The following is a 20,611-nucleotide window of genomic DNA, read 5'->3' on the forward strand; positions in this document are numbered from 1 at the left end:
TCTCTTGAAGGCGGCATTTCATGAAGATTGCGATGGTGGGTTCGGGCTATGTCGGGCTCGTGTCTGGAGCCTGTTTTGCCGATTTCGGACATGATGTGGTCTGCATCGACAAGGATCAGGGCAAGATCGACCGGCTCCGCGCCGGGATCATGCCGATTTACGAACCGGGTCTGGATGCGCTGGTCGAAACCAATGTGAAGGCAGGCCGTCTCAGCTTCACCACCTCGCTGGCGGAAGGTATCAAGGGCGCGGATGCGATCTTCATTGCGGTCGGCACCCCCAGTCGGCGCGGCGATGGCCATGCCGACCTTACCTTCGTCTATGCCGTAGCGAAGGAAGTGGGCGAAAGCCTCGCCAATGATGCGGTGGTGGTCACCAAGTCGACCGTCCCGGTCGGCACCGGCGACGAAGTCGAGCGGATCATCCGCGAGACGGGGACGCCGCACAAATTCGCGGTCGTCTCCAACCCCGAATTCCTGCGCGAAGGCGCTGCGATCGGCGATTTCAAGCGCCCCGACCGCATCGTCATCGGCGCCGAAGACGATTTCGGCCGCGAGGTGATGCGCGAGGTGTACCGCCCGCTGTTCCTCAATGAATCGCCGATCCTGTTCACCTCGCGCCGCACCAGCGAGCTGATCAAGTACGCCGCCAACGCCTTCCTTGCGACCAAGATCACCTTCATCAACGAGATGGCCGATCTGTGCGAGAAGGTCGGTGCAAACGTGCAAGACGTGAGCCGCGGCATCGGCATGGACAACCGCATCGGTGCCAAGTTCCTGCACGCCGGGCCGGGCTATGGCGGCTCGTGCTTTCCCAAGGACACCCTCGCGCTGCTCAAGACCGCCGAGGATTATGACAGCCCAACCCGGATCGTCGAGGCGGTAGTCAAGGTCAACGACAGCCGCAAGCGGGCGATGGGCCGCAAGGTGGTCGACGCGCTCGGCGGGGCCGAGGCGGCGCGCGGCAAGAAGGCCGCGCTGCTCGGCCTGACCTTCAAGCCCAACACCGATGACATGCGCGACAGCCCTGCGATTGCGGTCGCCCAGACGCTGATGGATGCAGGCGTTGCGGTCGCGGCCTATGACCCCGAGGGCATGGAGCAGGCCCGCCCGCTGCTTCCCGAGGTCACCATGTGCGAGAACGCCTACGAGGCGATCGAAGGCGCCGACGTGGTGGTGATCGTGACCGAATGGGACGCCTTCCGCGCGCTCGACCTCAAGCGCGTCAAGGAACTCGCCAAGGCCCCCGTCATGGTCGACCTGCGCAACGTCTACAAACCCGAAGACATGCGCGCCGCCGGTTTCGCTTACACTAGCGTCGGGCGGGCGTAATCTGTTTTGCGAACGCGCCTCCGCGCGTTCGTCCTCGGTGCTGTTTCAAGCCCTGCGGGCTTGAGCACCTGCGGCTCGCGCCGTGCGCTCGCGGCCCGTCCGATGGCGGGCCGAAAATCGCCAAACCTCTCTTGTGGCTGTGGCATCGGTCGTGTCAGCGACCGCAAGGCCGAACGGCCGCCCGCAGCGATGCGACCGTCAGTTCGCGTGAGCGAGGATTTCGTAGCCCGGAGGGGCTGCGGAAAACAAAAAACATATCAGGGGGCCATCATAAGCCGGGTTCTGTCTCCTCAGGCTGTATCCCTTGCGGGACGGGCCTGCGGTGGCAGCCATTCATCTGGGCCGTCGGTTGCCCGGCGGCTCTAGCAGCCAACCCGGGTCTCTCGGCGCGAAACACGCCTGCCCTTCTTGCGAAAGGCGCGAGACCCCTATTCGGCCTTGCTCCGGGTGGGGTTTGCCATGCGGTGACTGTTGCCAGCCCCCCGGTGCGCTTTTACCGCACCCTTTCACCCTTGCCTGTGCGCCCTTGCGGGCAGCCATCGGCGGTTTGCTCTCTGTGGCACTTTCCCTTGCCCCGGACGTGATCCGGAGCCGGCGGGCGTTACCCGCCACCCTTGTTTCGTGGAGCCCGGACTTTCCTCGCATCCTTACGGACACGCGGCTGCCTCAGGCCCCCTGACGGGGATGCCAATAGGCTGCGAACTGTCGAAAAGCTAGCGAGTCCTGCCCTGATCGCGGTCGAGCAGCAATTGCCACAGGATCGCCGCCACCTCACCATCAGGGATGCCGGTAATGTGTTCAGGCCGCCAGCGGCGCTCAAAGGCCTCCACCGCCTTGGCCTGATCGGTAATGTCGTAACCAAAGCGTTCCAGCGCAAGGAAGAAGCTGCCTTCGTTGTGGAACGGATTGCCCGCTGCAAGGCTGGTCGGGCGCGGCAGGCACAGCTTGTATTGCGCCAGCCGCTCCCACGGGAACAGCTCGCCCGGATCCACTTTCCGCATCGGCGCGACATCGGAATGGCCGACAACATTGGCACGCGGGATGTCGTACTGCTTCACGATCCGCGCGAGCAAAGGGATCAGCGCATTGATCTGCGCCTCGGCGAACCCACGGTAGCCGCCGTTCTCGGGCGCGTGGCCCGGATGATCGAGCTCGATCCCGATGCTCGCCGAATTGACGTCGGGAATCCCGCGCCAGTAACTTGCCCCGGCGTGCCATGCGCGGCGATCCTCGGGAACAAGACGGATCACCTCGCCATCTTCTGTGATGCAGTAATGCGCGCTGACCGAGGCCTCAGGATCGCACATCCGCGCCAACGCGGTCTCGACCGGCTTCATCTCGGTATAGTGGAGCACCACCATCGAAATCGGCGCCGTGCGCTCACCATGATTGGGGGAGGAAACCTCGCGGTGGATCAGTTCGTCGCCCCCCTCCATCGCGTGTCAGCCGATCATGCCCTCAGGTTCGGGCAGCACCGCGCCCAACACCAGCGCCCCGTCACCCAGTTTGTACTGGAGGCCGCCTTCCATCTCCTCGGCCAGCACCGCGATCATATGCGCGGCGGCGGTGCGGGAGGTGATCTCGCCCTCGTCAAGATCGCCCTGCAGCGCGCGGCCAATGGTCTCGTCGAAGGCGATCCGGTCGCCCCGCGCCCGAGCCACGATCTCCACCGCGCCCTCGCGCCGCTCCGCGCCGATATCCAGCGTCCCGCCACGCACCAGCGCATCGAGCGCAATCTGAGCGAGGTTGAGCAGCACCTTGACCGCGGGCTTGGGCAGGCTCGGTTCGGCAATCGCCCAATTGACTTCGACCCGCTTGGCATCGGAGGCCAGCGCGTCGATCACGATCCTCGCCTCATCCACCGGGATTGCTTCGCCAAAGCCCCCCGCGGCCCCGAAAGCGAGGCGGAAGAACTTGAGCTTGTCGGTGCTGATCCGGGCCGACTGTTCAAGCAGTTCGACCACCTTGCCGCGCATTTCCGGGTCCTGCTCGTCCGCGAGCAGTTCGAGCCCGTTGGCGAGCGCGCCCACTGGCGAGAGCATATCGTGGCACAGGCGCGAACACAGCATCGCGGCAAGATCGGTCTGGGAAATCATGGGCCTTACCTAACCATCGATCAGGGATAAGGGAAGTGGGCTGAACCCTGCCTCGCCGTCGAGCCAGAAGCGCACCTCATCGCCTGCAATGATCGCCCAAACCCGTCCGTCACCGGCCGCCGAGGCGCGGTCGGTCGCGGAAGGCGCCGCCTCGCCCACGGGATGCGAGTGATAGTATCCGATCACCTGCCCCCCACCGCTGCGCGCGGCCCGGTGCGCGTCGATCAGGGCCTGGGGGTCGATCTCGAAGTGGGTAGCGGGCGTGGAGTGGACGTTGGCAGCCGGGCGTGCCGCGGTGATGCGGGCGCCATCCCCAAGCAGAATGCCGCAGGCCTCCAGCGGATGAGCCGCAGCTGCATGGGCGCGCAACTGGCTGAGGGCTTTGCTTGTCACTTCGATCAGCATCGCGCATGGCCATAGCATGTCCGCGCGCGAAATCATCACCGGCACTATCACTGCCCCCAGGTTCAGGCGCACGCCTCGACAAGGCCCTTGCCGAAGCCGCCGGCCTCAGCCGTGCGCGGGTGCAGGCGTTGATTGACGAGGGGCGGGTCGAAATTGCCGGAAAGCCTGCCACCAGTGCTTCGATGAAAGTCGCCGAAGGCACGGCGTTTCGCATCACCGTTCCCCCTGCCATCGACGCCGCGGCAGCGCCGGAGGACATTCCGCTCGCAATCGCCTTTGAAGACGCCCACCTGATCGTCGTCGACAAGCCTGCCGGGCTGGTCGTCCATCCTGCAGCCGGGAACCTCACGGGTACCCTGGTCAATGCCCTGCTGCACCATTGCCGGGGCGAGCTGAGTGGCATTGGCGGGGTCGCGCGGCCGGGGATCGTCCACCGGATCGACAAGGATACATCCGGGCTCCTCGTGGTCGCCAAGACCGACGCGGCGCATGAAGGCCTGGCCGCGCAATTCGCCGCACATAGTGTCCACCGCCGCTACGTCGCTGTGTGCGCGGGGCATCCCAGCCCGGCCGAAGGCACGATCGACGCGCGCATCGGTCGTTCGGACGCCGACCGAAAGAAAATGACGGTGCTCGCCAACAATTCCTCGCGCGGCAAATCGGCGATCACCCATTACACAGTGATCGATCGGCTGGCAGGCGCTGCCGTGATCGAATGCCGGCTGGAAACCGGGCGCACCCACCAGGTGCGCGTTCACTGTGCGTCAATCGGCCATCCTTTACTGGGAGACCCTGTCTATGGCCGCACACCCGAATCCCTGCGCCCGGTGCTTGAGCGAACCGGCTTTGCCCGGCAGGCGCTGCACGCCGCAGAACTCGGCTTCCAGCACCCGGTCACGCAGGAAATGGTGCAATTTCGGAGCGATCTGCCCGCCGACATGACGGAACTGATCGACCAACTGCGGCATTGTAATCGATGAAACACGCATACATCTGACGAATCTTCGCGTATAACCGTAACCCGTGGCCCAGTTCACGGGATGCCCATCAGGGGTCTCGTGCAAAGCGGTCGACGACAGAAAGGTTAGGTAAACCAGTGACCAAGTCCAAAACCTCGCCGGTCCCGGCGCTGAGCGGTGAGCAGAGCCTCAACCGCTATCTTGCCGAGATCCGCAAGTTCCCGGTGCTCACCGCCGAGCAGGAATACATGCTCGCCAAGCGTTATGCCGAGCACGAGGACCCGGAAGCCGCCGCCCAGCTCGTCTCCAGCCACCTGCGGCTCGTCGCGAAGATCGCGATGGGATACCGCGGCTATGGCCTGCCGGTTGCCGATCTGATTTCGGAAGGCAACGTGGGCCTGATGCAGGGCGTCAAGAAGTTCGAACCCGATCGCGGCTTCCGCCTCGCGACCTATGCGATGTGGTGGATCAAGGCCTCGATCCAGGAATATATCCTGCGTTCGTGGAGCCTCGTGAAGATGGGCACCACTGCGGCGCAGAAGAAGCTGTTCTTCAACCTTCGCCGGATGAAGAAGAACCTCGACGCCTACGAGGACAGCGACCTGCGTCCTGACGATCTCGCCAAGATCGCGACCGACCTCGGCGTGCCCGAGCAGGAAGTGATCAACATGAACCGCCGGATGATGATGGGCGGCGACGGGTCCTTGAACACGCCGATGCGCGGGGGCGAGGAAGGCTCGGGCGAATGGCAGGACTGGCTGGCGGATGATCGCCCGCTGCAGGACGAAACCGTGGCCGAGGCCGAAGAATCGCAGATGCGCATGGAAATGCTCTCAGAAGCGATGAACAGCCTCAACGAACGCGAACGCCACATCCTGACCGAACGGCGCCTGACCGAAAAGCCGCAGACGCTGGAGGAATTGTCGCAGGAATACGACGTCAGCCGCGAACGCATCCGCCAGATCGAAGTACGGGCGTTTGAAAAGCTGCAAAAGGCCATGCAGCGGATCGCTGGCGAAAGGCTGCTGCCCGGCATGGCCTGACGCGTGGCGTAAGGCCAGACGCTCAAGGACTTTCCAAGGCCCTCCTGCCGCCCTAACAAGGCTGCCGGAGGGCTCTTTCATGCAGATCATCATCCGCCACCTTGCCGCCGCCGCACTTCTGGTCGGGGCTGCGGCTGCCGCGCCTGCCCCTGCCCATGCCCAGCGCGAGGTCACCGAGACCGCCGGCGATCCCTTTGTCCACCGTGAGGCCGGGGTCCGTTTCCCCGCCACAATCGGCGGATTCCGGCGCGGGCGGGTGTTCGAGTTCGACGGCGAGGGGCGCGATGCGAGCGTGGGTTACAAACCCCCCGCCATGCCGGGCGAGATGACGGTCTATGTCTATCCCCGCAATGGCAGCGAATGCTGGAGCCTGTTCAACAGCGCCGATCAGGCGGTGATGAACCGGGAAGGAACCACCCGCAGGGATGAAGACCGTTCCCTGAAACTGCTGGCTGGCGGCGGGTCGGAACAGATCTCGGCACGCTATACCGTGCCTGCCGGCGCGATGGGCGCGCCGCACCCCGAACTGGTATCCTATCTGTGGGTCGGCTGCCCCACCGGAAGCGATTGGGTGGTGAAATATCGCGGATCGTTCGAGGTGAAGAACGAAAGCGAGGCGACCCGGCTTTCAGAAGCACTGTTCGCTGCGATCGACTGGACGCCGGTGCTGGCGAAGTAACGCGCACGCTGTTTGCGCCGCCCCGCCCCCTGGCTCATTGGGCCGGAGCAAGATCCAGTACCGCCGCCACCATCGCCCGCGTGCCGAGCGTGACGCTCTCCCTCGGGGCGATCTGGAACAGCGGGGAATGGTGTCCGGCCACCGCAGGCCCGCCTGCCTTGGCCGCGGCGATCCGTTCCGGCGTGGTGCCGCCAACCGCGAAGTAATAGCCCGGAACGCCGGTGTCGGGCGCGACGAAATAGGTGAAGTCCTCGGCCCCCATGTTCTGCTGTTCAAACGGCACGAAGGCCGCCGCGCCCAGCTCGCGTTGCATCACCCCGTTCAGGCGGCGGGCAAGCGCGGGATCATTGTTGGTGGTGGGCGTTCCCCACAGGCGCGTCACCGTCACCGGCAGGGTGTCAGGCAGGCCATGCGCCTTGCCGATATTCACCGCGATCCGCTCGATCGCGGCGATCGTCTGCGCGCGAGTTTCCTCGTCATTGGCGCGCACGGTTACCTGCAACTTCGCCTCATCGGAGATGATGTTGTGCTTTGATCCGGCATGGAAGGAACCGACTGTCACCACCACCGGAGTCAGCGGGCCGATCTCGCGCGAATCGATCGATTGCAGCGCGGTGACGATCTGCGAGGCGATGTAGACCGGGTCGCGCCCCAGATGCGGCGAGGCCCCGTGGGTGCCGATCCCCGGCACCATGATGTCGAGCGAATCCGAGCTGGAATACTGGATCCCCTCGGCCGCCGACACCTTGCCCGTTTCGAGATTGGCGGCGACGTGGAAGGCGAGCGCGTAATCGGGCTTGCCGAACCGCTGGTAAAGCCCGTCCTCCATCATCGCCTTGGCGCCGCGCACACCTTCTTCGGCGGGCTGGACGATGAACATCACCGTGCCGCTCCACTGGTCCTTCATCGCCGCCAGCCGCCGCGCGGTGCCGATCAGCGAGGTGATATGCACATCATGCCCGCAGGCGTGCATCACCGGATATTCCTTGCCATCCTCTCCGACCTGCCGCGCCTTCGAGGCATAGGGCAGGCCCGATTTCTCCTCCACGGGCAAGCCGTCCATATCGGCGCGCAGCATGATCAGCGGGCCGTCGCCGTTGCGTATGATGCCGACCACGCCGGTCTTGCCGACGCCTTCGGTCACCTCCGCCCCGGCAGCGCGCAGTTCGGCGGCCATCTTCGCAGCGGTGCGGGTTTCCAGAAAGCCCATCTCCGGGTTCTGGTGGAAATCGACGAACAGGGAGCTGAGGTAGTTGTCATACTCCGCCTCGATCGCCGCGCGGGTTTCCGGCGCTTCGGCCAAGGCTGGCTGGGCGGCGGCAAGCGCAAAGACGCTGGCGGCGAAGTGGGACAGGCGCATGAATATCTCCCCTAGGTTTGCGCCTTGATAGACCACGGCGCCGCACCTGCTGCAAGCGGCGATGCTTCCCACACCCAGCGCCCTGCGCTAGAGCGGCGCGCGTGAGTTCCATCATTCGCATCCTTGCCAAGGTCTTCGGTGCCTTTGTCGGTCTGACGCTGGTGCTGGTGGTGCTGTTCAGGTTCGTCCCCATCCCCGTCACCGCAACCATGCTGATGGACGAAAATGGCATCACCAAGGACTGGGAATCGCTCGACAATATCGACCGCAATCTTGTCTCCGCCGTGATCGCAGCGGAGGATTCGCGCTTCTGCGAGCATTTCGGCTTCGATGCCGAAGCGATCGAGCAGGCGATGCGGGAAAACCTCGAAGGCGGCCGCGTGCGCGGTGGATCGACCATCAGCCAGCAGACCGCCAAGAACGTGTTCCTGTGGCAAGGCGGCGGCTATTTCCGCAAGGGGCTGGAGGCGTGGTTCACCTTCTGGATCGAGGCGGTGTGGGGCAAGCGGCGGATCATGGAGGTCTATCTCAACGTCGCGGAAACCGGGATCGGCACCTATGGCGCCGAGGCCGGAGCGCAGCGTTACTTCGGTCATTCCGCCGCGCGGCTTTCCGCGGATGAGGCAAGCCGGATGGCTGCTGCCCTGCCCAGCCCCAAGAAACGCTCGGTCAAGAACCCCGGCGGCTGGCTGCTGCGCCATGGCAACCGGATCGAACAGCGGATCGGCATCGTCAGGCGTGACGCGCTCGACGCTTGCGTCTACAACTGACCGCAAGATGCACGCGCACGCCCATCATCACCATCACGGCCATGACCATCATGGCCACGCGCACGGGCATCACCACCACGCGCCTGCCGACTTCGGCAATGCCTTCCTGATCGGGATCGGGCTCAACGCTGGCTTCGTCATCGTCGAGGCGGCGGCGGGGTTCCATTTTGGTTCGATGGCGCTGGTGGCCGATGCCGGGCACAACCTGTCCGATGTGCTGGCGCTGGTGCTGGCATGGGGGGCAAGCATCGCCGCCAAGCGTCCGCCGCAGGGGCGCTTCACCTATGGCTACAAGAGCTCCACGATCCTCGCCGCGCTCGCCAATGCCTTGCTGCTGGCGGTGGCGATCGGGGCGATCCTGTTCGAGACCCTGCACCGGATGATGGCCCTTGCCGAACCGCAGCCGACGGCAATGATGATTGTCGCCGGGATCGGCATCGGGATCAATGCGTTGACAGCCATGCTGTTTCTGAAAGGCCAGAGCGACATCAACATCCGCGGTGCCTATCTGCACATGGTCGCCGATGCGCTGGTATCGCTCGGCGTGGTCGTGGCGGGAGCCGCGATCCTGCTGTCGGGCCTGTGGTGGATCGATCCGCTGGTCAGCCTCGTGATCGTCGCGGTGATCGCATGGGGAACATGGGGCCTTGCGCGCGACAGTCTGATGATGGGCCTGCTTGCCACCCCGCCGGGGATCGACCTGGCCGAGGTCAGAGCGCATCTCGCCAGCTTTGACGGGGTGAGCGCCGTCCATGATCTGCACATCTGGCCGATGTCCACCACGGAAACCGCGCTGACCGCGCATCTCGTCATGCCCGACCGCCTTGCACCCGACAGCTTTCTGCGCGATGTCGCCGCCTCGCTGGAGGAACGCTTCGGGGTGGGCCATGCGACGCTCCAGATTGAAAGCGGCGAGAACCCCTGCGGAAAGGGGTGCAGCTGATGGCCGCGCGCCCCCGCCCGACCCCGGATGAAGCCCGCGAGGCGCTGCGCGATGCGATGGCGCGGCTGGCGGCGGGCGACCAATCCGCGCTTGAGGAAATATACCGTGCCACGCGGGTGAAGCTGTTCGGCATTACCTTGCGTATCTTGGGCGACAGGAAGGAAGCCGAGGACGCCTTGCAGGACGTCTATGTCAATCTCTGGCAGCGGGCAGACCGCTATGACCCGACCCGCGCGAGCCCGATCGCGTGGCTGGCGGCGTTTGCCCGCAACCGCGCGATTGATCGGCTTCGCACCGGCAAGGTGCGCGCCGGAGCGGTCGGGATCGAGGAAGCCGCGCCGCTTCCCGATGAAAGCCCGCTGGCCGATGCGCTGCTGGTCGATGCCGAACAGGCCGCCCAGATCCACAAGTGTATCGCCGGTCTCGATGAACGCACCCAGACCCATATCCGCGCGGCGTTCTTCGATGGCTATACCTATGCCCAGCTGGCCGAACAGGCCGATGTGCCGCTTGGCACCATGAAAAGCTGGATCCGCCGCGGGCTGCAGCGCCTGCGCGCCTGTCTCGAAGCGAGCGAGCAGTCATGAGCGGCCCCGACCAGACCCCTGAGAACGACGTGACGCGCGACGATCCGATGATCGCCGCCGAATGGGCGCTGGGCCTGCTGGAAGGCGAGGAATTGCTCGCCGCGCGCGGGAAATATGCGACCGATCCGGCCTTTGCTTGGCGCAAGGCATGGTGGGACAACTGGTTCGCCCCCTGGACCGACGAAATGGCCGGAGCGGCTGAACCGGGCGAACACGTGTGGGACAGCATTGCAGCACGCTTGGCCGAACAGCAGGCGGCGACGAGCGGCGAGGTTGATGGGAACGCGCCGGCGGCGAATGTCGTGGCTCTTCAGGCCAGGGTGCGGCGCTGGCAATGGGTTGCCGGGCTGTCTTCGCTGGCCGCAGCCGTGGCTTTTGCGCTGTTCCTTTCGTCCCCGCTCGGTTCTCCCGTTGCCCCGCCCGCGCAGATCGCCGCCGCCACTCAGCCGATGGTCGCCACGGTTCCGATCGGCGAGACCGGCCTCAGGCTCGACGTCACCTATATCCCCGAAAGCGAACAGATGCTGGTCGCGGCCATAGGTCTGACCGCTGACGGCGTGCATGATCACGAGCTCTGGCTCGTTCCCGCAGACGGCACGCCGCTGCAATCGCTCGGCGTGGTCGAACCGGGGGCGGTGCGCAGCATGATCTTGCCCGATACCGTCACCGCCAAGCTGGGCGACGGGGCGGCGCTGGTGCTCACCCGCGAACCGATCGGCGGCAAGCCAGACGGGCAGGACGCTGGCCCGGTGGTCGCCAAGGGCGCTTTCACCCGCGTCTGATCCCGGACCCGGCGGGCGCTTCGTCGCAGCCCCGCGGCAACTCATCCATAACCCGCGCAGCCCGCGCATCCGCCGCAACAAGCGCGGCGTAGCTCCTGTTGCAAGCGGGAGGGGCTTGCACTCGTGATGAATGATCAACGGAGATCCCCCTGATGACCCCCAAGACCACCCTCACCGCCGTTATTGCCGCCGCTCTGGCTGGCACCACCGGCCTTGTGGCCGTGCCTGCGCTGGCCGACAACCACATGGAAGCCAAGGCCGCCCCGAACATCGTCGAAACCGCGGTCAGCACCGGCACGCACAACACGCTGGTTGCCGCAGTCCAGGCTGCCGGTCTGGTTGACACGCTCGCCAGCCCCGGCCCCTTCACCATCTTTGCGCCGACTGATGCGGCCTTTGCCAAGCTCCCCGCCGGCACGGTCGAAACGCTGGTGAAGCCGGAGAACAAGGGCACGCTGACTGCGATCCTCACCTACCACGCCGTCGCGGGCAAGGTGACCGCGGGTGACCTGATCAAGCTGATCAACGCGAACGGCGGCAAGGCGACCATCACCACCGTGCAGGGCGGCACGCTGACCGCGATGCTCGATGGCGGCAAGGTCGTGATCACCGATGCCAAGGGTGGCAAGACCACCGTGACGCAGGCCGACGTGATGACCTCGAACGGCGTGATCCACGTCACCGACGGCGTGTTCCTGCCCGCCTGATAACCCTGACAAGCTAGCGCCGCGCCTTACTTCCCCCATCCCCTCCCACTAAGGGCGGCGCTTTCTCCGACCCCGTCCGGCCTTCCTCCAGGGCCGGGCGGGGTTTTGGTTTTGGGGCGCAGAGTGTTACATCCCTCCCCGTCCTGCAAGGATGGGGAGGTGGCAGACGCCGCCGGCGGCTGACGGAGGGGTCAATGCGCAAAGGCGATCACAACTACGCCCTCGCCCGGACCCAGCGAAAGGCGCCGTCACTGCCCGAGGGCCTGTTATGGCGAGAGCTGCGCGGGAAGGCAGGTGGGGTGAAGTTCCGCCGCCAACACCCCGTTGGGCGTTACGTGCTCGATTTCTACTGCGCGGCTGCCAAATGCGGCTTCGAGATCGACGGGATTGTGCACGAGATGCGCGATCGGCCCATGCGCGATGCGGCGCGGGACGAGTTTCTGACGCAGCAGGGAATCCAGGTTGATCGCATCCCGGCACGGGCAGTGCTGGATGATCCGGTGGGCGTTGCCGAGGGAATGGTGCGAATGTGCAGGGCGATCATCGAGGGGGAAAGATAGCCAACCCCTCCGTCACCGCTTTGCGGTGCCACCTCCCCATTCCGTTGGAACGGGGAGGGATTTTGTGAGCGAAATTTCTCCAAGGCTTCCCCGTCCTGCAAGGATGGGGAGGTGGCAGACGCCGCAGGCGGCCGACGGAGGGGTAGCTTCGTCAGAACGACAGCCTAAGCCGCCTCCTCCTTCTTCGCCTCGCCAATCACGCGGATCGGCTCCTTCTTGCCGGCAACCACGTCGGCGTCGATCACGATCTCGGTGACGCCTTCCATGTCGGGCAGGTCGAACATCGTGTCGAGCAGCAGGCCTTCGACGATGGAACGAAGCCCGCGCGCGCCGGTCTTGCGCTTGATCGCGCGCTCGGCAATCGCCTGCAATGCGTCGTCGGTGAAGGTCAGCTCCACGTCCTCAAGCTCGAACAGCTTGCGATACTGCTTCACCAGCGCGTTCTTGGGCTCCTTGAGGATCGTCACCAGCGCCGGCACGTCGAGATCGTGCAGCGTGGCGATCACCGGCAGGCGGCCGACGAATTCGGGAATGAGGCCGAACTTGAGGAGATCCTCAGGCTCGCTCTTTTCCAGCAGCTCGCCCACGCGGCGCTTGTCGGGATCGGCGACATGGGCGCCGAAGCCGATCGAGCGCTTCTGCAAGCGATCCGCGATGATCTTGTCGAGGCCGGCAAAAGCCCCGCCGCAGATGAACAGGATGTTGGTGGTATCCACCTGCAAAAATTCCTGCTGCGGATGCTTGCGCCCGCCCTGCGGGGGGACGCTCGCGGTGGTGCCCTCCATCAGCTTCAAGAGCGCCTGCTGCACGCCCTCACCCGAGACGTCGCGGGTGATCGAGGGGTTTTCCGCCTTGCGGGTGATCTTGTCGATCTCGTCGATATAGACGATCCCGTGCTGCGCCTTTTCGACGTTATAGTCCGAGGCCTGAAGCAGCTTCAGAATGATGTTCTCGACGTCTTCACCCACGTAGCCCGCTTCGGTCAGCGTGGTCGCATCGGCCATGGTGAAGGGCACATCGAAAGTGCGCGCCAGCGTCTGCGCGAGCAGGGTCTTGCCCGAACCCGTGGGGCCGACCAGCAGGATGTTCGACTTCGCCAGCTCGACGTCGCCCGCCTTGCCGGAGTGCTTCAAACGCTTGTAGTGGTTGTGCACCGCGACCGAGAGCACGCGCTTGGCCCGATCTTGGCCGATCACGTAATCATTGAGGGTGGTGAAGATGTCCATCGGCGTGGGGATCTCGCCGTCCTTCTTGCCGGCGATCCCTGCCTTGGTTTCCTCGCGGATGATGTCGTTGCACAGCTCGACGCATTCATCGCAGATGAACACGGTAGGGCCGGCGATGAGCTTGCGCACCTCGTGCTGCGACTTCCCGCAGAAGCTGCAATAGAGGGTGCTCTTGCTGTCGGATCCGCTCAATTTGGTCATTCCTGTGTCCTCGAATCCGCAAGTGAGAGCGCCGGAACACCCCGGGCGGATTCGTCAAGTGTATCGCTCACCGCCAATGAATCAACACATGGCGCGCGATTTGGTGGTGTTACCATGATGCCCTGGCCTGCGAAGTGGCGGAAAAGACAGCCGGTGCGCCCGGCTGTCCCGCTGCGGAGCAGGTGGAGAGGCAGGGCTTATTCAGGTGCGCCGCCCGAACCGTCTTCGCCGCCGGTTTCTTCGGTATCAGGCCGGGTCTCGAACACCTTGTCAACCAGACCGAAGGCCTTGGCTTCTTCGGCTTCGAGGAAGGTGTCGCGGTCCATCGCCTTTTCAATTTCATCAAGGCTGCGGCCGGTGAACTTCACGTAAAGGTCGTTCATGCGGCTGCGGATACGCAGAATCTCGCGCGCCTGAATCTCGATGTCAGAGGCCATCCCGCGCGCCCCGCCCGAAGGCTGGTGGATCATGATGCGGGCATTGGGGAGCGCGATGCGCATGCCCGGCTCACCCGCAGCGAGCAGGAAGCTGCCCATCGAAGCGGCCTGCCCGATGCACACCGTCGACACGCGCGGCTTGATGTATTGCATGGTGTCATAGATCGCGAGGCCCGCGGTCACCACGCCGCCCGGCGAGTTGATGTACATGGAGATCGGCTTGGAGGGGTTTTCGCTTTCAAGGAACAGCAGCTGGGCGACGATCAGGCTGGCCATGCCGTCTTCCACCTGTCCGGTCACGAACACGATGCGTTCACGCAGCAGGCGCGAGAAAATGTCGAAGCTGCGTTCGCCCCGGCTGGTCTGCTCGACCACCACCGGCACCAGCGCGCCAGTCAGTGGATCGCGGGTGAATTGCCCCTGAGTGCCGTAAGTTTCGCCCGCGTTCCCGAACAGATCGATCATGGTATTGCCCTTGCCCTTGCTGGTTTCGAATTGGCTATGTCGGAGGCAAGGGGGCAATTTCAAGGGCGTTTACCTTGTGCCTGTGAATTGCCTCTGGACGATAGCGCGGGGAGAGGGACGTTTTGCCCCTTGCAGCAGCGCGCAGGCGCGCGCAAACCTCCGGGTCATGACCTATCGCACCCTCTCCCGCCCCGCCCTCGCCCTGATGCTTGCAACGTCGTCTGTCGCCGCTTTCGCGCAAACGTCAGAGACAATTGCCATCGCCGAGAAACCGCCGGCCGCGATGGCGGATGCCGCGAGGCAGATCGAGCGAATCCGTAACCTCGACGATGCCGGGCCGATGCTGAATGCAGTGATCGCCTATGATCCCAATGCCGCCGCCATCGCCGTCACCATGACCGAGCGATTGCTGGCAGGTCGCACCGTGCTGGTGAAGGACAATATCGAAACCCGCGAGTTCCCGACCACCGCCGGAAGCCTCGCTCTGAAGGACAACATGACCGGCCGCGATGCGCCGATGATCGCCAATCTGCGGCGCAATGGCGGTGTGGTGCTGGGCAAGGCCAACCTGTCTGAATGGGCCAATATCCGCTCCGACAATTCCACCAGTGGGTGGAGCGCGGTGGGCGGGCTGACGCGCAACCCTTACGCGATTGATCGCAACACTTGCGGTTCCTCCTCCGGCAGCGGCGCGGCGATTGCGGCGGGTTTTGCCTGGGCCGCGATCGGGACGGAGACCAATGGCTCGATCACCTGCCCGGCCAGCATCAACGGCATCGTCGGCTTCAAGCCCAGCGTCGGGATCGTCAGCCGCACCCATGTGGTGCCGATCTCCTCCACGCAGGACACCGCCGGGCCGATGACGAAGACGGTCTATGACGCCGCCTTGCTGCTGACCGCCATCGCGGGCGAGGATCCGGCCGATCCGGTGACGCTGACGGCAAAGCGGGTGGCCGATTACACACAGGACCTTGAGACTGCCTCGCTCAAGGGCGTGCGAATCGGGGTGATGCGCGATCAGGTGGGCAACCGCGATGATCTGACAGCGGTGTTCAATGCCGCGCTCGCCGACATGGAGCGCGCAGGCGCAGTGCTGGTCGACATCAGCTTCAAGCCGAATTCGCAGATGTATGGCGACAGCTTCACTGTGCTGATGTTCGAACTGCGCGAGGAGATGGGCAAGTATCTCGCCTCGATCCCGGCTTTCAAGGACGGCAAGACGCCGCGCAGCCTCGCCGATCTGATCGAATTCAACACAGCCCATGCGGACGCGGAAATGCGCTGGTTCGGGCAGGAACTGTTCGAACAGGCCGAAGCCACCACCGACCGCGAGGCTTACGAAACGGCGCGCGAGAACGCGGTACGGATCGCGGGCGAGGAAACGCTCGACAAGCTGCTGGCCGACAACAATGTGCAGTTCCTCGTCGCCCCGACGCGCGGGCCTGCATGGGTCAGCGACCTTGTGAACGGCGACAATTTCAACGGCTCGGTCGGCTTCGGCAGCCCGTCAGCCATTGCAGGCTATCCGCATCTCACCGTGCCGATGGGCGCAATCGAGGGTCTGCCGGTGGGCATCAGCATCATGGGTGCCAAGTGGGACGATCACGCCGTGCTGAAGGCGGGCGCGGCCTACGAAAAAGCGCGGACAGCCGTGCTGCCCGCGCCGACATTCGAACGTTGGCAACCGGCGGAGCGATAAGCTGCTCCGCCAGTGCTGCGTCTTCAGCCGCCCTCGTACAGGCGGAACTTTTCGTCTTGGTTGGTGAGCGCGCTCAACGTCGTGTAAAGCCGCGCGTCGGTGAGCCCATCGCTGGCGATGCGGCACACGGGCGTGCCGAACGCAATCTCCAAGCGAACCCAGGGAAAATCCTCCTCGATCGCGGTCTGTTTCGCATAGGCGCATTCGGGGTGCATGATGAGCCAGCCGCCATCGCTCTGCCGCGAGGCAAGCGCCAGCCCGTAGGCGTCGGAGGCCAAGCCATCTTCATCGCCGAACGACATCATGACGTAGGTGTCCGGAGGAATGCCTGCGCCCTTCAACGCACGCATGAAAAGCGGCGACTCGACCCCTTCTTGCGGGAGCGAAAGCATGTATCCGCTTGTCTTGGAATCATCCCTGACAATGCGGATGTCCATGCAATCGTTTCGCGACAGAGCGCAAATGCGCCCCGGGCCGGTCTTGAGCGGATGCGCCGTATTGAACAGGATTTCATTGGCGATGCCATCGTCCTCGCCGGTGAAGCAGCCCGTCAGCAGCAGGCTGGCAATGGCGATGACGCTGATACCAAATTGCCGCCGATCAGTATGCATTCGCGCCATGACTTCCCTCTCTGAGATGCGCCAACCGCCACCGACTGGTCTGTCACGGCCGGAAAGACAATCGGAAAACGGAAAGGGCGGCGCATCGCTGCACCGCCCTTCTGCTGGTTGTCTTGTCTGATCGGCAACTTACTTCTTGGCAGCGGCTTTCTTGGCCGGAGCCTTCTTGGCCGCCGGTTTTTCTTCAGCCGGAGCTTCAGCCTTTTTCGCCGGAGCCTTCTTGGCAGGTGCCTTCTTGGCGGGCTTTTCTTCCGCCGCCGGGGCTTCATCAGCCTTGGGCTCGGCCTTCTTCTTGGCCGGTGCCTTCTTGGCCGCCGCCTTCTTCGGAGCCGGTGCGGCCTCGGCGGTTTCCTCGGCCTCGATTGCGGCCTGAAGTTCCTCGACGGTGACTTCGCGTTCCGTCACTTCAGCCTTGTCGAACAGGAAGTCGACGACCTTGTCCTCATACAGCGGCGCGCGCAGCTGTGCGGCAGCCATTGGATCGGACTGGATGTACTGGACGAAGCGCTCGCGATCCTCGGTGCGATACTGCATCGCGGCCTGCTGGATCAGCATCGACATTTCCTGCTGGCTGATCTCGACACCGTTCGTCTGACCGATTTCGGAAAGCAGCAGGCCCAGACGCACGCGGCGTTCGGCGATCGAGCGATATTCTTCCTTCTCTTCCTCGATCTGCTTCAGTGCAGCGGCCGGATCCTCGTCACGCGCGGCTTCCTGCTGGAGCTGCGCCCAGATCTGCTGGAATTCGGCCTCGACCATCATGCCCGGCACTTCGAAGCTGTGGCCCGCCGCCAACTGATCGAGCAGCTGACGCTTCATCTGGGTGCGGGTGAGACCGGCGGTCTGCTGTTCCAGCTGCGCCTTCATGATCTCGCGCAGCTTTTCGAGGCTGTCGAGGCCGAGGCTCTTGGCGAAATCTTCATCCAGCGTGGTTTCGGTTTCGACCTTCACCGCCTTCACGGTGACATCGAAGGTCGCTTCCTTGCCCGCCAGATGTTCAGCCTGATAGTTTTCGGGGAAGGTGACGGTGATGGTCTTTTCCTGACCGGTCTTCACGCCCACCAGGCTGTCTTCGAAGCCGGGAATAAAGGTGCCAGAACCCAGCACCAGCGCCGCGTCTTCGGCCTTGCCGCCGTCAAATTCGACGCCGTCGAGCTTGCCGACGAAATCGATGATGAGCTGATCGCCCTCGGCCGCCTTCTTGGTCTTGGCGGCGTCCTTGTAGCTCTTGTTCTGCGACGCGATGCCCGACAGCGCCTCGTCGATCTGTTCGTCCGTCACCGGCACGACCAGCCGCTCAAGCTTCAGGCCATCAGTGCTGGGCGCTTCGATCGCGGGCAGCACTTCGAGGCTGACGGTGATTTCGGCGTCCTTGCCCTGCTCGTAACCTTCACCCAGCGCGACTTCCGGCTGCATCGCCGGGCGCAGTGCTTCGTTGCGGATCAGTGTGTCGACCGATTCGCGGATCGTGTCGTTGACCACCTGGCCATGCAGGGCTTCACCGTGCATTTTCTTAACGAGGTTGGCCGGAACCTTGCCGGGGCGGAAGCCGGGCATCCGTACCTGCGGCGCGATCTTCTTGATCTCGGAATCGATCTTGGCAGCCAGTTCGGCGGCGGTGATCGTGATCAGATAGGCGCGCTTGAGCCCTTCGTTGACAGTCTGCTTGGTCTGCATGGGAACTGGTCTGAAGCCTTCTTGATGGAATTTCCGCGGGTGCGGGCGCACTGTGCGGCGAATTGGTGCGGGCGAAGGGACTCGAACCCCCACATCTTGCGATGCCAGAACCTAAATCTGGTGCGTCTACCAATTTCGCCACGCCCGCTTGCCCGAACGAAGCCGCGCGGGAAGCATGGCCTCCCGCGCGTATCAGCCGCCGCCCTTATCCCTCCCGAACCAAAAGGGCAAGCGCAACACGCTTGAAGGCACGGACTTTGCCGATTAAGGGCGCGGCCATGAGCGAAGAAACCCCTGATATCGTGCCCGCCACTGCTGGCGCAGACGTCCCGCCCGATCACCTGTCGGTCAATCCGCGCAGCCCGTTCTTCGATGCGGAGAAGCTGCAGCGCGGGGTCGGCATCCGGTTCAAGGACCGCGTGCGCACCGATATCGAGGAATATTCGATCTCCGAAGGCTGGGTGCGGGTGCAGGCGGGCAAGGCTGTGGACCGCAAGGGGCAGCCGCTGACGATCAAGCTCACCGGCCCGGTCGAGGCCTGGTACGAAGACCTGGGCGAAAACCCGCCGGTCGCCAAAAAGGGCTGAAGCCAAAGGGCTTTGGCCTCGCAACTTGCCAAAAACCGCATTTAGGCCCACTTGGCGCGGGATATGTCCCTCCCCAAGAAGCCTGAAGTCGTCATCATCGGCCGCCCCAATGTCGGCAAGTCCACGCTGTTCAACCGGCTAGTGGGCAAGAAACTCGCCCTTGTGGACGATCAGCCGGGGGTGACGCGTGACCGCCGGATGGGCGATGCGGTGATCGCGGGGCTCAAGTTCACCATCGTCGACACCGCCGGGTGGGAGGACGAGGATGAGCTCAGCCTCCCCGGCCGCATGAGGAAGCAGACCGAAGCCAGCCTTGCGGGCGCGGACGCGGCGCTGTTCGTGATCGACGCGCGTGCGGGCCTCACCCCGCTCGACGAGGAAATCGCCCGCTACCTGCGCGAACAGGAAGTCCCCGTCGTGGTCGTGGCCAACAAGGCCGAAGGCGCTGCCGGCGAAAGCGGGGCAATGGAGGCCTATGCCCTTGGCCTTGGCGAACCGCTCGCCATGTCGGCCGAGCACGGCGAGGGCATCGCCGATCTGTTCGGCGGATTGTGGCCGATCATCGGTGCCAAGTCCGAAGAATGGGAAGAAGCGCAGGACATTGCCCGCGCGGAGGCAGAGGCAATGGACGAGGATGACCGCCCCCTCGGCCCGCTGAAGCTTGCCATCGTCGGCCGGCCCAATGCGGGCAAATCGACCCTCATCAACCGCCTGCTCGGCGAAGACCGGCTGCTGACCGGCCCCGAAGCCGGGATCACCCGCGATTCGATTGCGATCGACTGGGAATGGACCGATCCCAAGACCGGCGAGACCCGCGAGATCCGCCTGATCGACACGGCGGGCATGCGCAAGAAGAAGAACGTCACTGAGAAGCTCGAAAAGCTCTCGGTCGCGGACGCGCGCCGGGCGGTGGATTTTGCCGAGGTCGTGGTGCTGCTGCTCGATGCCACCCAGGGCCTCGAACATCAGGACCTCAAGATCGCCAGCCTCGTCCTCGAAGAAGGCCGCGCGCTGATGATCGCGATCAACAAGTGGGATGTCGCCGAGGACGCGAGCAAGCTGTTCAACGGCATCCGCGCGGCCTTAGACGATGGCCTTGCGCAGGTGCGCGGCCTGCCGCTGTTCGCCGTCAGCGCCAAGACCGGCAAGGGGCTCGACCAGATGCTCGGCGCCGCCTTCGAACTGCGCGAGGCGTGGTCGAAGCGCGTGCCGACCTCGGCGCTCAACCGCTGGTTCGACGATGCGCTGGAGGCCAATCCCCCGCCCGCCCCCGGCGGCAAGCGGATCAAGCTGCGCTACATCACGCAGGCCGGCACCCGCCCGCCGCGCTTCGTGATCTTCGGTTCGCGCCTCGACCTGCTGCCCAAGAGCTACGAACGGTATCTGGTGAACGGCATCCGCGCCAAGCTGGGCTTTGACGCCGTGCCGGTGCGCGTGACGCTCAAGACCAACAAGAACCCCTACGCCAAGGAGTAGC

At 64.4% G+C, this 20,611-nt stretch carries 21 protein-coding genes, 1 tRNA gene and 1 other RNA gene; 13 read left to right on the top strand and 10 right to left on the bottom strand.

Going from position 1 to position 20,611, the window contains the following annotated elements; translation table 11 throughout:
• Nucleotides 1-20 precede the first annotated feature (20 nt).
• On the top strand, nucleotides 21-1,331 hold the full coding sequence (locus CHX26_RS14910; RefSeq protein WP_104943052.1) for a UDP-glucose dehydrogenase family protein: 1,311 nt from the start codon (nucleotides 21-23) through the stop codon (nucleotides 1,329-1,331).
• Between the two features lie 255 nt (nucleotides 1,332-1,586).
• Here the strand turns inward: CHX26_RS14910 and rnpB are convergent.
• From rnpB to CHX26_RS14930, 4 genes are all read right to left on the bottom strand, one after another.
• Nucleotides 1,587-2,008: RNase P RNA component class A (gene rnpB, locus CHX26_RS14915), an RNA gene on the bottom strand.
• Nucleotides 2,009-2,044: 36 nt separating this feature from the next.
• The gene (locus tag CHX26_RS14920; protein ID WP_104943053.1) at nucleotides 2,045-2,767 is read right to left on the bottom strand and encodes an N-acetylmuramoyl-L-alanine amidase; all 723 of its coding nucleotides are present in this window, start codon (nucleotides 2,765-2,767) and stop codon (nucleotides 2,045-2,047) included.
• Nucleotides 2,768-2,773: 6 nt separating this feature from the next.
• On the bottom strand, nucleotides 2,774-3,427 hold the full coding sequence (locus CHX26_RS14925) for a histidine phosphotransferase family protein (protein ID WP_104943054.1): 654 nt from the start codon (nucleotides 3,425-3,427) through the stop codon (nucleotides 2,774-2,776).
• Nucleotides 3,428-3,436: 9 nt separating this feature from the next.
• Nucleotides 3,437-3,850: a Mov34/MPN/PAD-1 family protein gene (locus CHX26_RS14930; protein WP_442956913.1), complete on the bottom strand. Its 414-nt coding sequence runs from the start codon at nucleotides 3,848-3,850 to the stop codon at nucleotides 3,437-3,439.
• Here CHX26_RS14930 and CHX26_RS14935 point away from each other — a divergent pair.
• The 3 genes from CHX26_RS14935 to CHX26_RS14945 all read left to right on the top strand — a co-directional run bounded on the left by CHX26_RS14935 (nucleotide 3,838) and on the right by CHX26_RS14945 (nucleotide 6,513).
• On the top strand, nucleotides 3,838-4,812 hold the full coding sequence (locus tag CHX26_RS14935; RefSeq protein WP_104943056.1) for an RluA family pseudouridine synthase: 975 nt from the start codon (nucleotides 3,838-3,840) through the stop codon (nucleotides 4,810-4,812). The two genes, CHX26_RS14930 and CHX26_RS14935, sit on opposite strands and share 13 nt — an antisense overlap.
• Nucleotides 4,813-4,928: 116 nt before the next feature.
• A complete protein-coding gene (gene rpoH, locus CHX26_RS14940) occupies nucleotides 4,929-5,834 on the top strand; it encodes an RNA polymerase sigma factor RpoH (protein WP_172449859.1) in 906 nt (301 codons plus the stop codon).
• Between the two features lie 79 nt (nucleotides 5,835-5,913).
• A complete protein-coding gene (locus CHX26_RS14945) occupies nucleotides 5,914-6,513 on the top strand; it encodes a hypothetical protein (protein WP_104943057.1) in 600 nt (199 codons plus the stop codon).
• A gap of 34 nt (nucleotides 6,514-6,547) precedes the next feature.
• Here the strand turns inward: CHX26_RS14945 and CHX26_RS14950 are convergent, their stop codons facing one another.
• Nucleotides 6,548-7,873, bottom strand: a complete 1,326-nt coding sequence (locus tag CHX26_RS14950) for an amidohydrolase (RefSeq protein WP_104943478.1) — start codon at nucleotides 7,871-7,873, stop codon at nucleotides 6,548-6,550.
• A gap of 110 nt (nucleotides 7,874-7,983) precedes the next feature.
• Between CHX26_RS14950 and mtgA the strand changes: the two genes are divergently transcribed.
• The 6 genes from mtgA (at nucleotide 7,984) to CHX26_RS14980 (ending at nucleotide 12,222) form a co-directional block, all read left to right on the top strand.
• Nucleotides 7,984-8,643: a monofunctional biosynthetic peptidoglycan transglycosylase gene (gene mtgA / locus CHX26_RS14955; RefSeq protein ID WP_442956932.1), complete on the top strand. Its 660-nt coding sequence runs from the start codon at nucleotides 7,984-7,986 to the stop codon at nucleotides 8,641-8,643.
• Between the two features lie 7 nt (nucleotides 8,644-8,650).
• On the top strand, nucleotides 8,651-9,586 hold the full coding sequence (locus CHX26_RS14960) for a cation diffusion facilitator family transporter (RefSeq protein ID WP_104943059.1): 936 nt from the start codon (nucleotides 8,651-8,653) through the stop codon (nucleotides 9,584-9,586).
• A complete protein-coding gene (locus tag CHX26_RS14965) occupies nucleotides 9,586-10,173 on the top strand; it encodes a sigma-70 family RNA polymerase sigma factor (RefSeq protein WP_104943479.1) in 588 nt (195 codons plus the stop codon). Before CHX26_RS14960 ends, CHX26_RS14965 begins: the two co-directional genes overlap by 1 nt.
• On the top strand, nucleotides 10,170-10,955 hold the full coding sequence (locus tag CHX26_RS14970; RefSeq protein WP_104943060.1) for an anti-sigma factor: 786 nt from the start codon (nucleotides 10,170-10,172) through the stop codon (nucleotides 10,953-10,955). Before CHX26_RS14965 ends, CHX26_RS14970 begins: the two co-directional genes overlap by 4 nt.
• Before the next feature lie 152 nt (nucleotides 10,956-11,107).
• Nucleotides 11,108-11,662 carry a fasciclin domain-containing protein gene (locus tag CHX26_RS14975; RefSeq protein ID WP_104943061.1) on the top strand — a complete coding sequence of 185 codons (555 nt, stop codon included), beginning with the start codon at nucleotides 11,108-11,110 and terminating at the stop codon, nucleotides 11,660-11,662.
• A gap of 194 nt (nucleotides 11,663-11,856) precedes the next feature.
• Nucleotides 11,857-12,222: an endonuclease domain-containing protein gene (locus tag CHX26_RS14980; RefSeq protein ID WP_104943062.1), complete on the top strand. Its 366-nt coding sequence runs from the start codon at nucleotides 11,857-11,859 to the stop codon at nucleotides 12,220-12,222.
• Nucleotides 12,223-12,386: 164 nt separating this feature from the next.
• On the opposite strand, the gene clpX is transcribed toward CHX26_RS14980, so the two are convergent.
• Together clpX and clpP are read right to left on the bottom strand one after the other, a co-directional pair.
• A complete protein-coding gene (clpX, locus tag CHX26_RS14985; protein ID WP_104943063.1) occupies nucleotides 12,387-13,649 on the bottom strand; it encodes an ATP-dependent Clp protease ATP-binding subunit ClpX in 1,263 nt (420 codons plus the stop codon).
• 197 nt (nucleotides 13,650-13,846) lie between these two features.
• A complete protein-coding gene (clpP, locus tag CHX26_RS14990; protein WP_104943064.1) occupies nucleotides 13,847-14,551 on the bottom strand; it encodes an ATP-dependent Clp endopeptidase proteolytic subunit ClpP in 705 nt (234 codons plus the stop codon).
• Nucleotides 14,552-14,717: 166 nt separating this feature from the next.
• On the opposite strand from clpP, the gene CHX26_RS14995 reads away from it, so the two are divergent.
• Complete coding sequence (locus tag CHX26_RS14995) at nucleotides 14,718-16,250, top strand: amidase (protein WP_104943065.1); 1,533 nt, start codon at nucleotides 14,718-14,720, stop codon at nucleotides 16,248-16,250.
• Between the two features lie 23 nt (nucleotides 16,251-16,273).
• Here CHX26_RS14995 and CHX26_RS15000 read toward each other — a convergent pair whose 3' ends face one another.
• The 3 genes from CHX26_RS15000 to CHX26_RS15010 all read right to left on the bottom strand — a co-directional run bounded on the left by CHX26_RS15000 (nucleotide 16,274) and on the right by CHX26_RS15010 (nucleotide 18,695).
• A complete protein-coding gene (locus CHX26_RS15000; protein WP_104943066.1) occupies nucleotides 16,274-16,861 on the bottom strand; it encodes a hypothetical protein in 588 nt (195 codons plus the stop codon).
• A gap of 138 nt (nucleotides 16,862-16,999) precedes the next feature.
• Complete coding sequence (gene tig / locus CHX26_RS15005) at nucleotides 17,000-18,547, bottom strand: trigger factor (RefSeq protein ID WP_104943067.1); 1,548 nt, start codon at nucleotides 18,545-18,547, stop codon at nucleotides 17,000-17,002.
• A gap of 63 nt (nucleotides 18,548-18,610) precedes the next feature.
• Nucleotides 18,611-18,695 (bottom strand) — tRNA-Leu (locus tag CHX26_RS15010).
• Between the two features lie 130 nt (nucleotides 18,696-18,825).
• Here CHX26_RS15010 and CHX26_RS15015 point away from each other — a divergent pair.
• Together CHX26_RS15015 and der are read left to right on the top strand one after the other, a co-directional pair.
• Nucleotides 18,826-19,134 (top strand): DUF3297 family protein, encoded by a 309-nt coding sequence (locus tag CHX26_RS15015; RefSeq protein WP_104943068.1) that lies wholly within the window; start codon nucleotides 18,826-18,828, stop codon nucleotides 19,132-19,134.
• Nucleotides 19,135-19,197: 63 nt separating this feature from the next.
• Complete coding sequence (gene der / locus CHX26_RS15020) at nucleotides 19,198-20,610, top strand: ribosome biogenesis GTPase Der (RefSeq protein ID WP_104943069.1); 1,413 nt, start codon at nucleotides 19,198-19,200, stop codon at nucleotides 20,608-20,610.
• Nucleotide 20,611: the final 1 nt, after the last annotated feature.

It is taken from the genome of Porphyrobacter sp. HT-58-2 (assembly GCF_002952215.1).
GTDB lineage: Bacteria > Pseudomonadota > Alphaproteobacteria > Sphingomonadales > Sphingomonadaceae > Erythrobacter.

Coding starts and splice junctions, on each gene's coding strand:
- clpX (WP_104943063.1), bottom strand. CDS start 13,649: ATGACCAAATTGAGCGGATCCGACAGCAAGAGCACCCTCTATTGCAGC.
- CHX26_RS15015 (WP_104943068.1), top strand. CDS start 18,826: ATGAGCGAAGAAACCCCTGATATCGTGCCCGCCACTGCTGGCGCAGAC.
- CHX26_RS14995 (WP_104943065.1), top strand. CDS start 14,718: ATGACCTATCGCACCCTCTCCCGCCCCGCCCTCGCCCTGATGCTTGCA.
- tig (WP_104943067.1), bottom strand. CDS start 18,547: ATGCAGACCAAGCAGACTGTCAACGAAGGGCTCAAGCGCGCCTATCTG.
- CHX26_RS14920 (WP_104943053.1), bottom strand. CDS start 2,767: ATGGAGGGGGGCGACGAACTGATCCACCGCGAGGTTTCCTCCCCCAAT.
- CHX26_RS14910 (WP_104943052.1), top strand. CDS start 21: ATGAAGATTGCGATGGTGGGTTCGGGCTATGTCGGGCTCGTGTCTGGA.
- CHX26_RS15000 (WP_104943066.1), bottom strand. CDS start 16,861: ATGCATACTGATCGGCGGCAATTTGGTATCAGCGTCATCGCCATTGCC.
- CHX26_RS14935 (WP_104943056.1), top strand. CDS start 3,838: ATGGCCATAGCATGTCCGCGCGCGAAATCATCACCGGCACTATCACTG.
- CHX26_RS14925 (WP_104943054.1), bottom strand. CDS start 3,427: ATGATTTCCCAGACCGATCTTGCCGCGATGCTGTGTTCGCGCCTGTGC.
- CHX26_RS14965 (WP_104943479.1), top strand. CDS start 9,586: ATGGCCGCGCGCCCCCGCCCGACCCCGGATGAAGCCCGCGAGGCGCTG.
- CHX26_RS14930 (WP_442956913.1), bottom strand. CDS start 3,850: ATGCTATGGCCATGCGCGATGCTGATCGAAGTGACAAGCAAAGCCCTC.
- CHX26_RS14970 (WP_104943060.1), top strand. CDS start 10,170: ATGAGCGGCCCCGACCAGACCCCTGAGAACGACGTGACGCGCGACGAT.
- CHX26_RS14950 (WP_104943478.1), bottom strand. CDS start 7,873: ATGCGCCTGTCCCACTTCGCCGCCAGCGTCTTTGCGCTTGCCGCCGCC.
- CHX26_RS14975 (WP_104943061.1), top strand. CDS start 11,108: ATGACCCCCAAGACCACCCTCACCGCCGTTATTGCCGCCGCTCTGGCT.
- CHX26_RS14960 (WP_104943059.1), top strand. CDS start 8,651: ATGCACGCGCACGCCCATCATCACCATCACGGCCATGACCATCATGGC.
- CHX26_RS14980 (WP_104943062.1), top strand. CDS start 11,857: ATGCGCAAAGGCGATCACAACTACGCCCTCGCCCGGACCCAGCGAAAG.
- der (WP_104943069.1), top strand. CDS start 19,198: ATGTCCCTCCCCAAGAAGCCTGAAGTCGTCATCATCGGCCGCCCCAAT.
- clpP (WP_104943064.1), bottom strand. CDS start 14,551: ATGATCGATCTGTTCGGGAACGCGGGCGAAACTTACGGCACTCAGGGG.
- CHX26_RS14945 (WP_104943057.1), top strand. CDS start 5,914: ATGCAGATCATCATCCGCCACCTTGCCGCCGCCGCACTTCTGGTCGGG.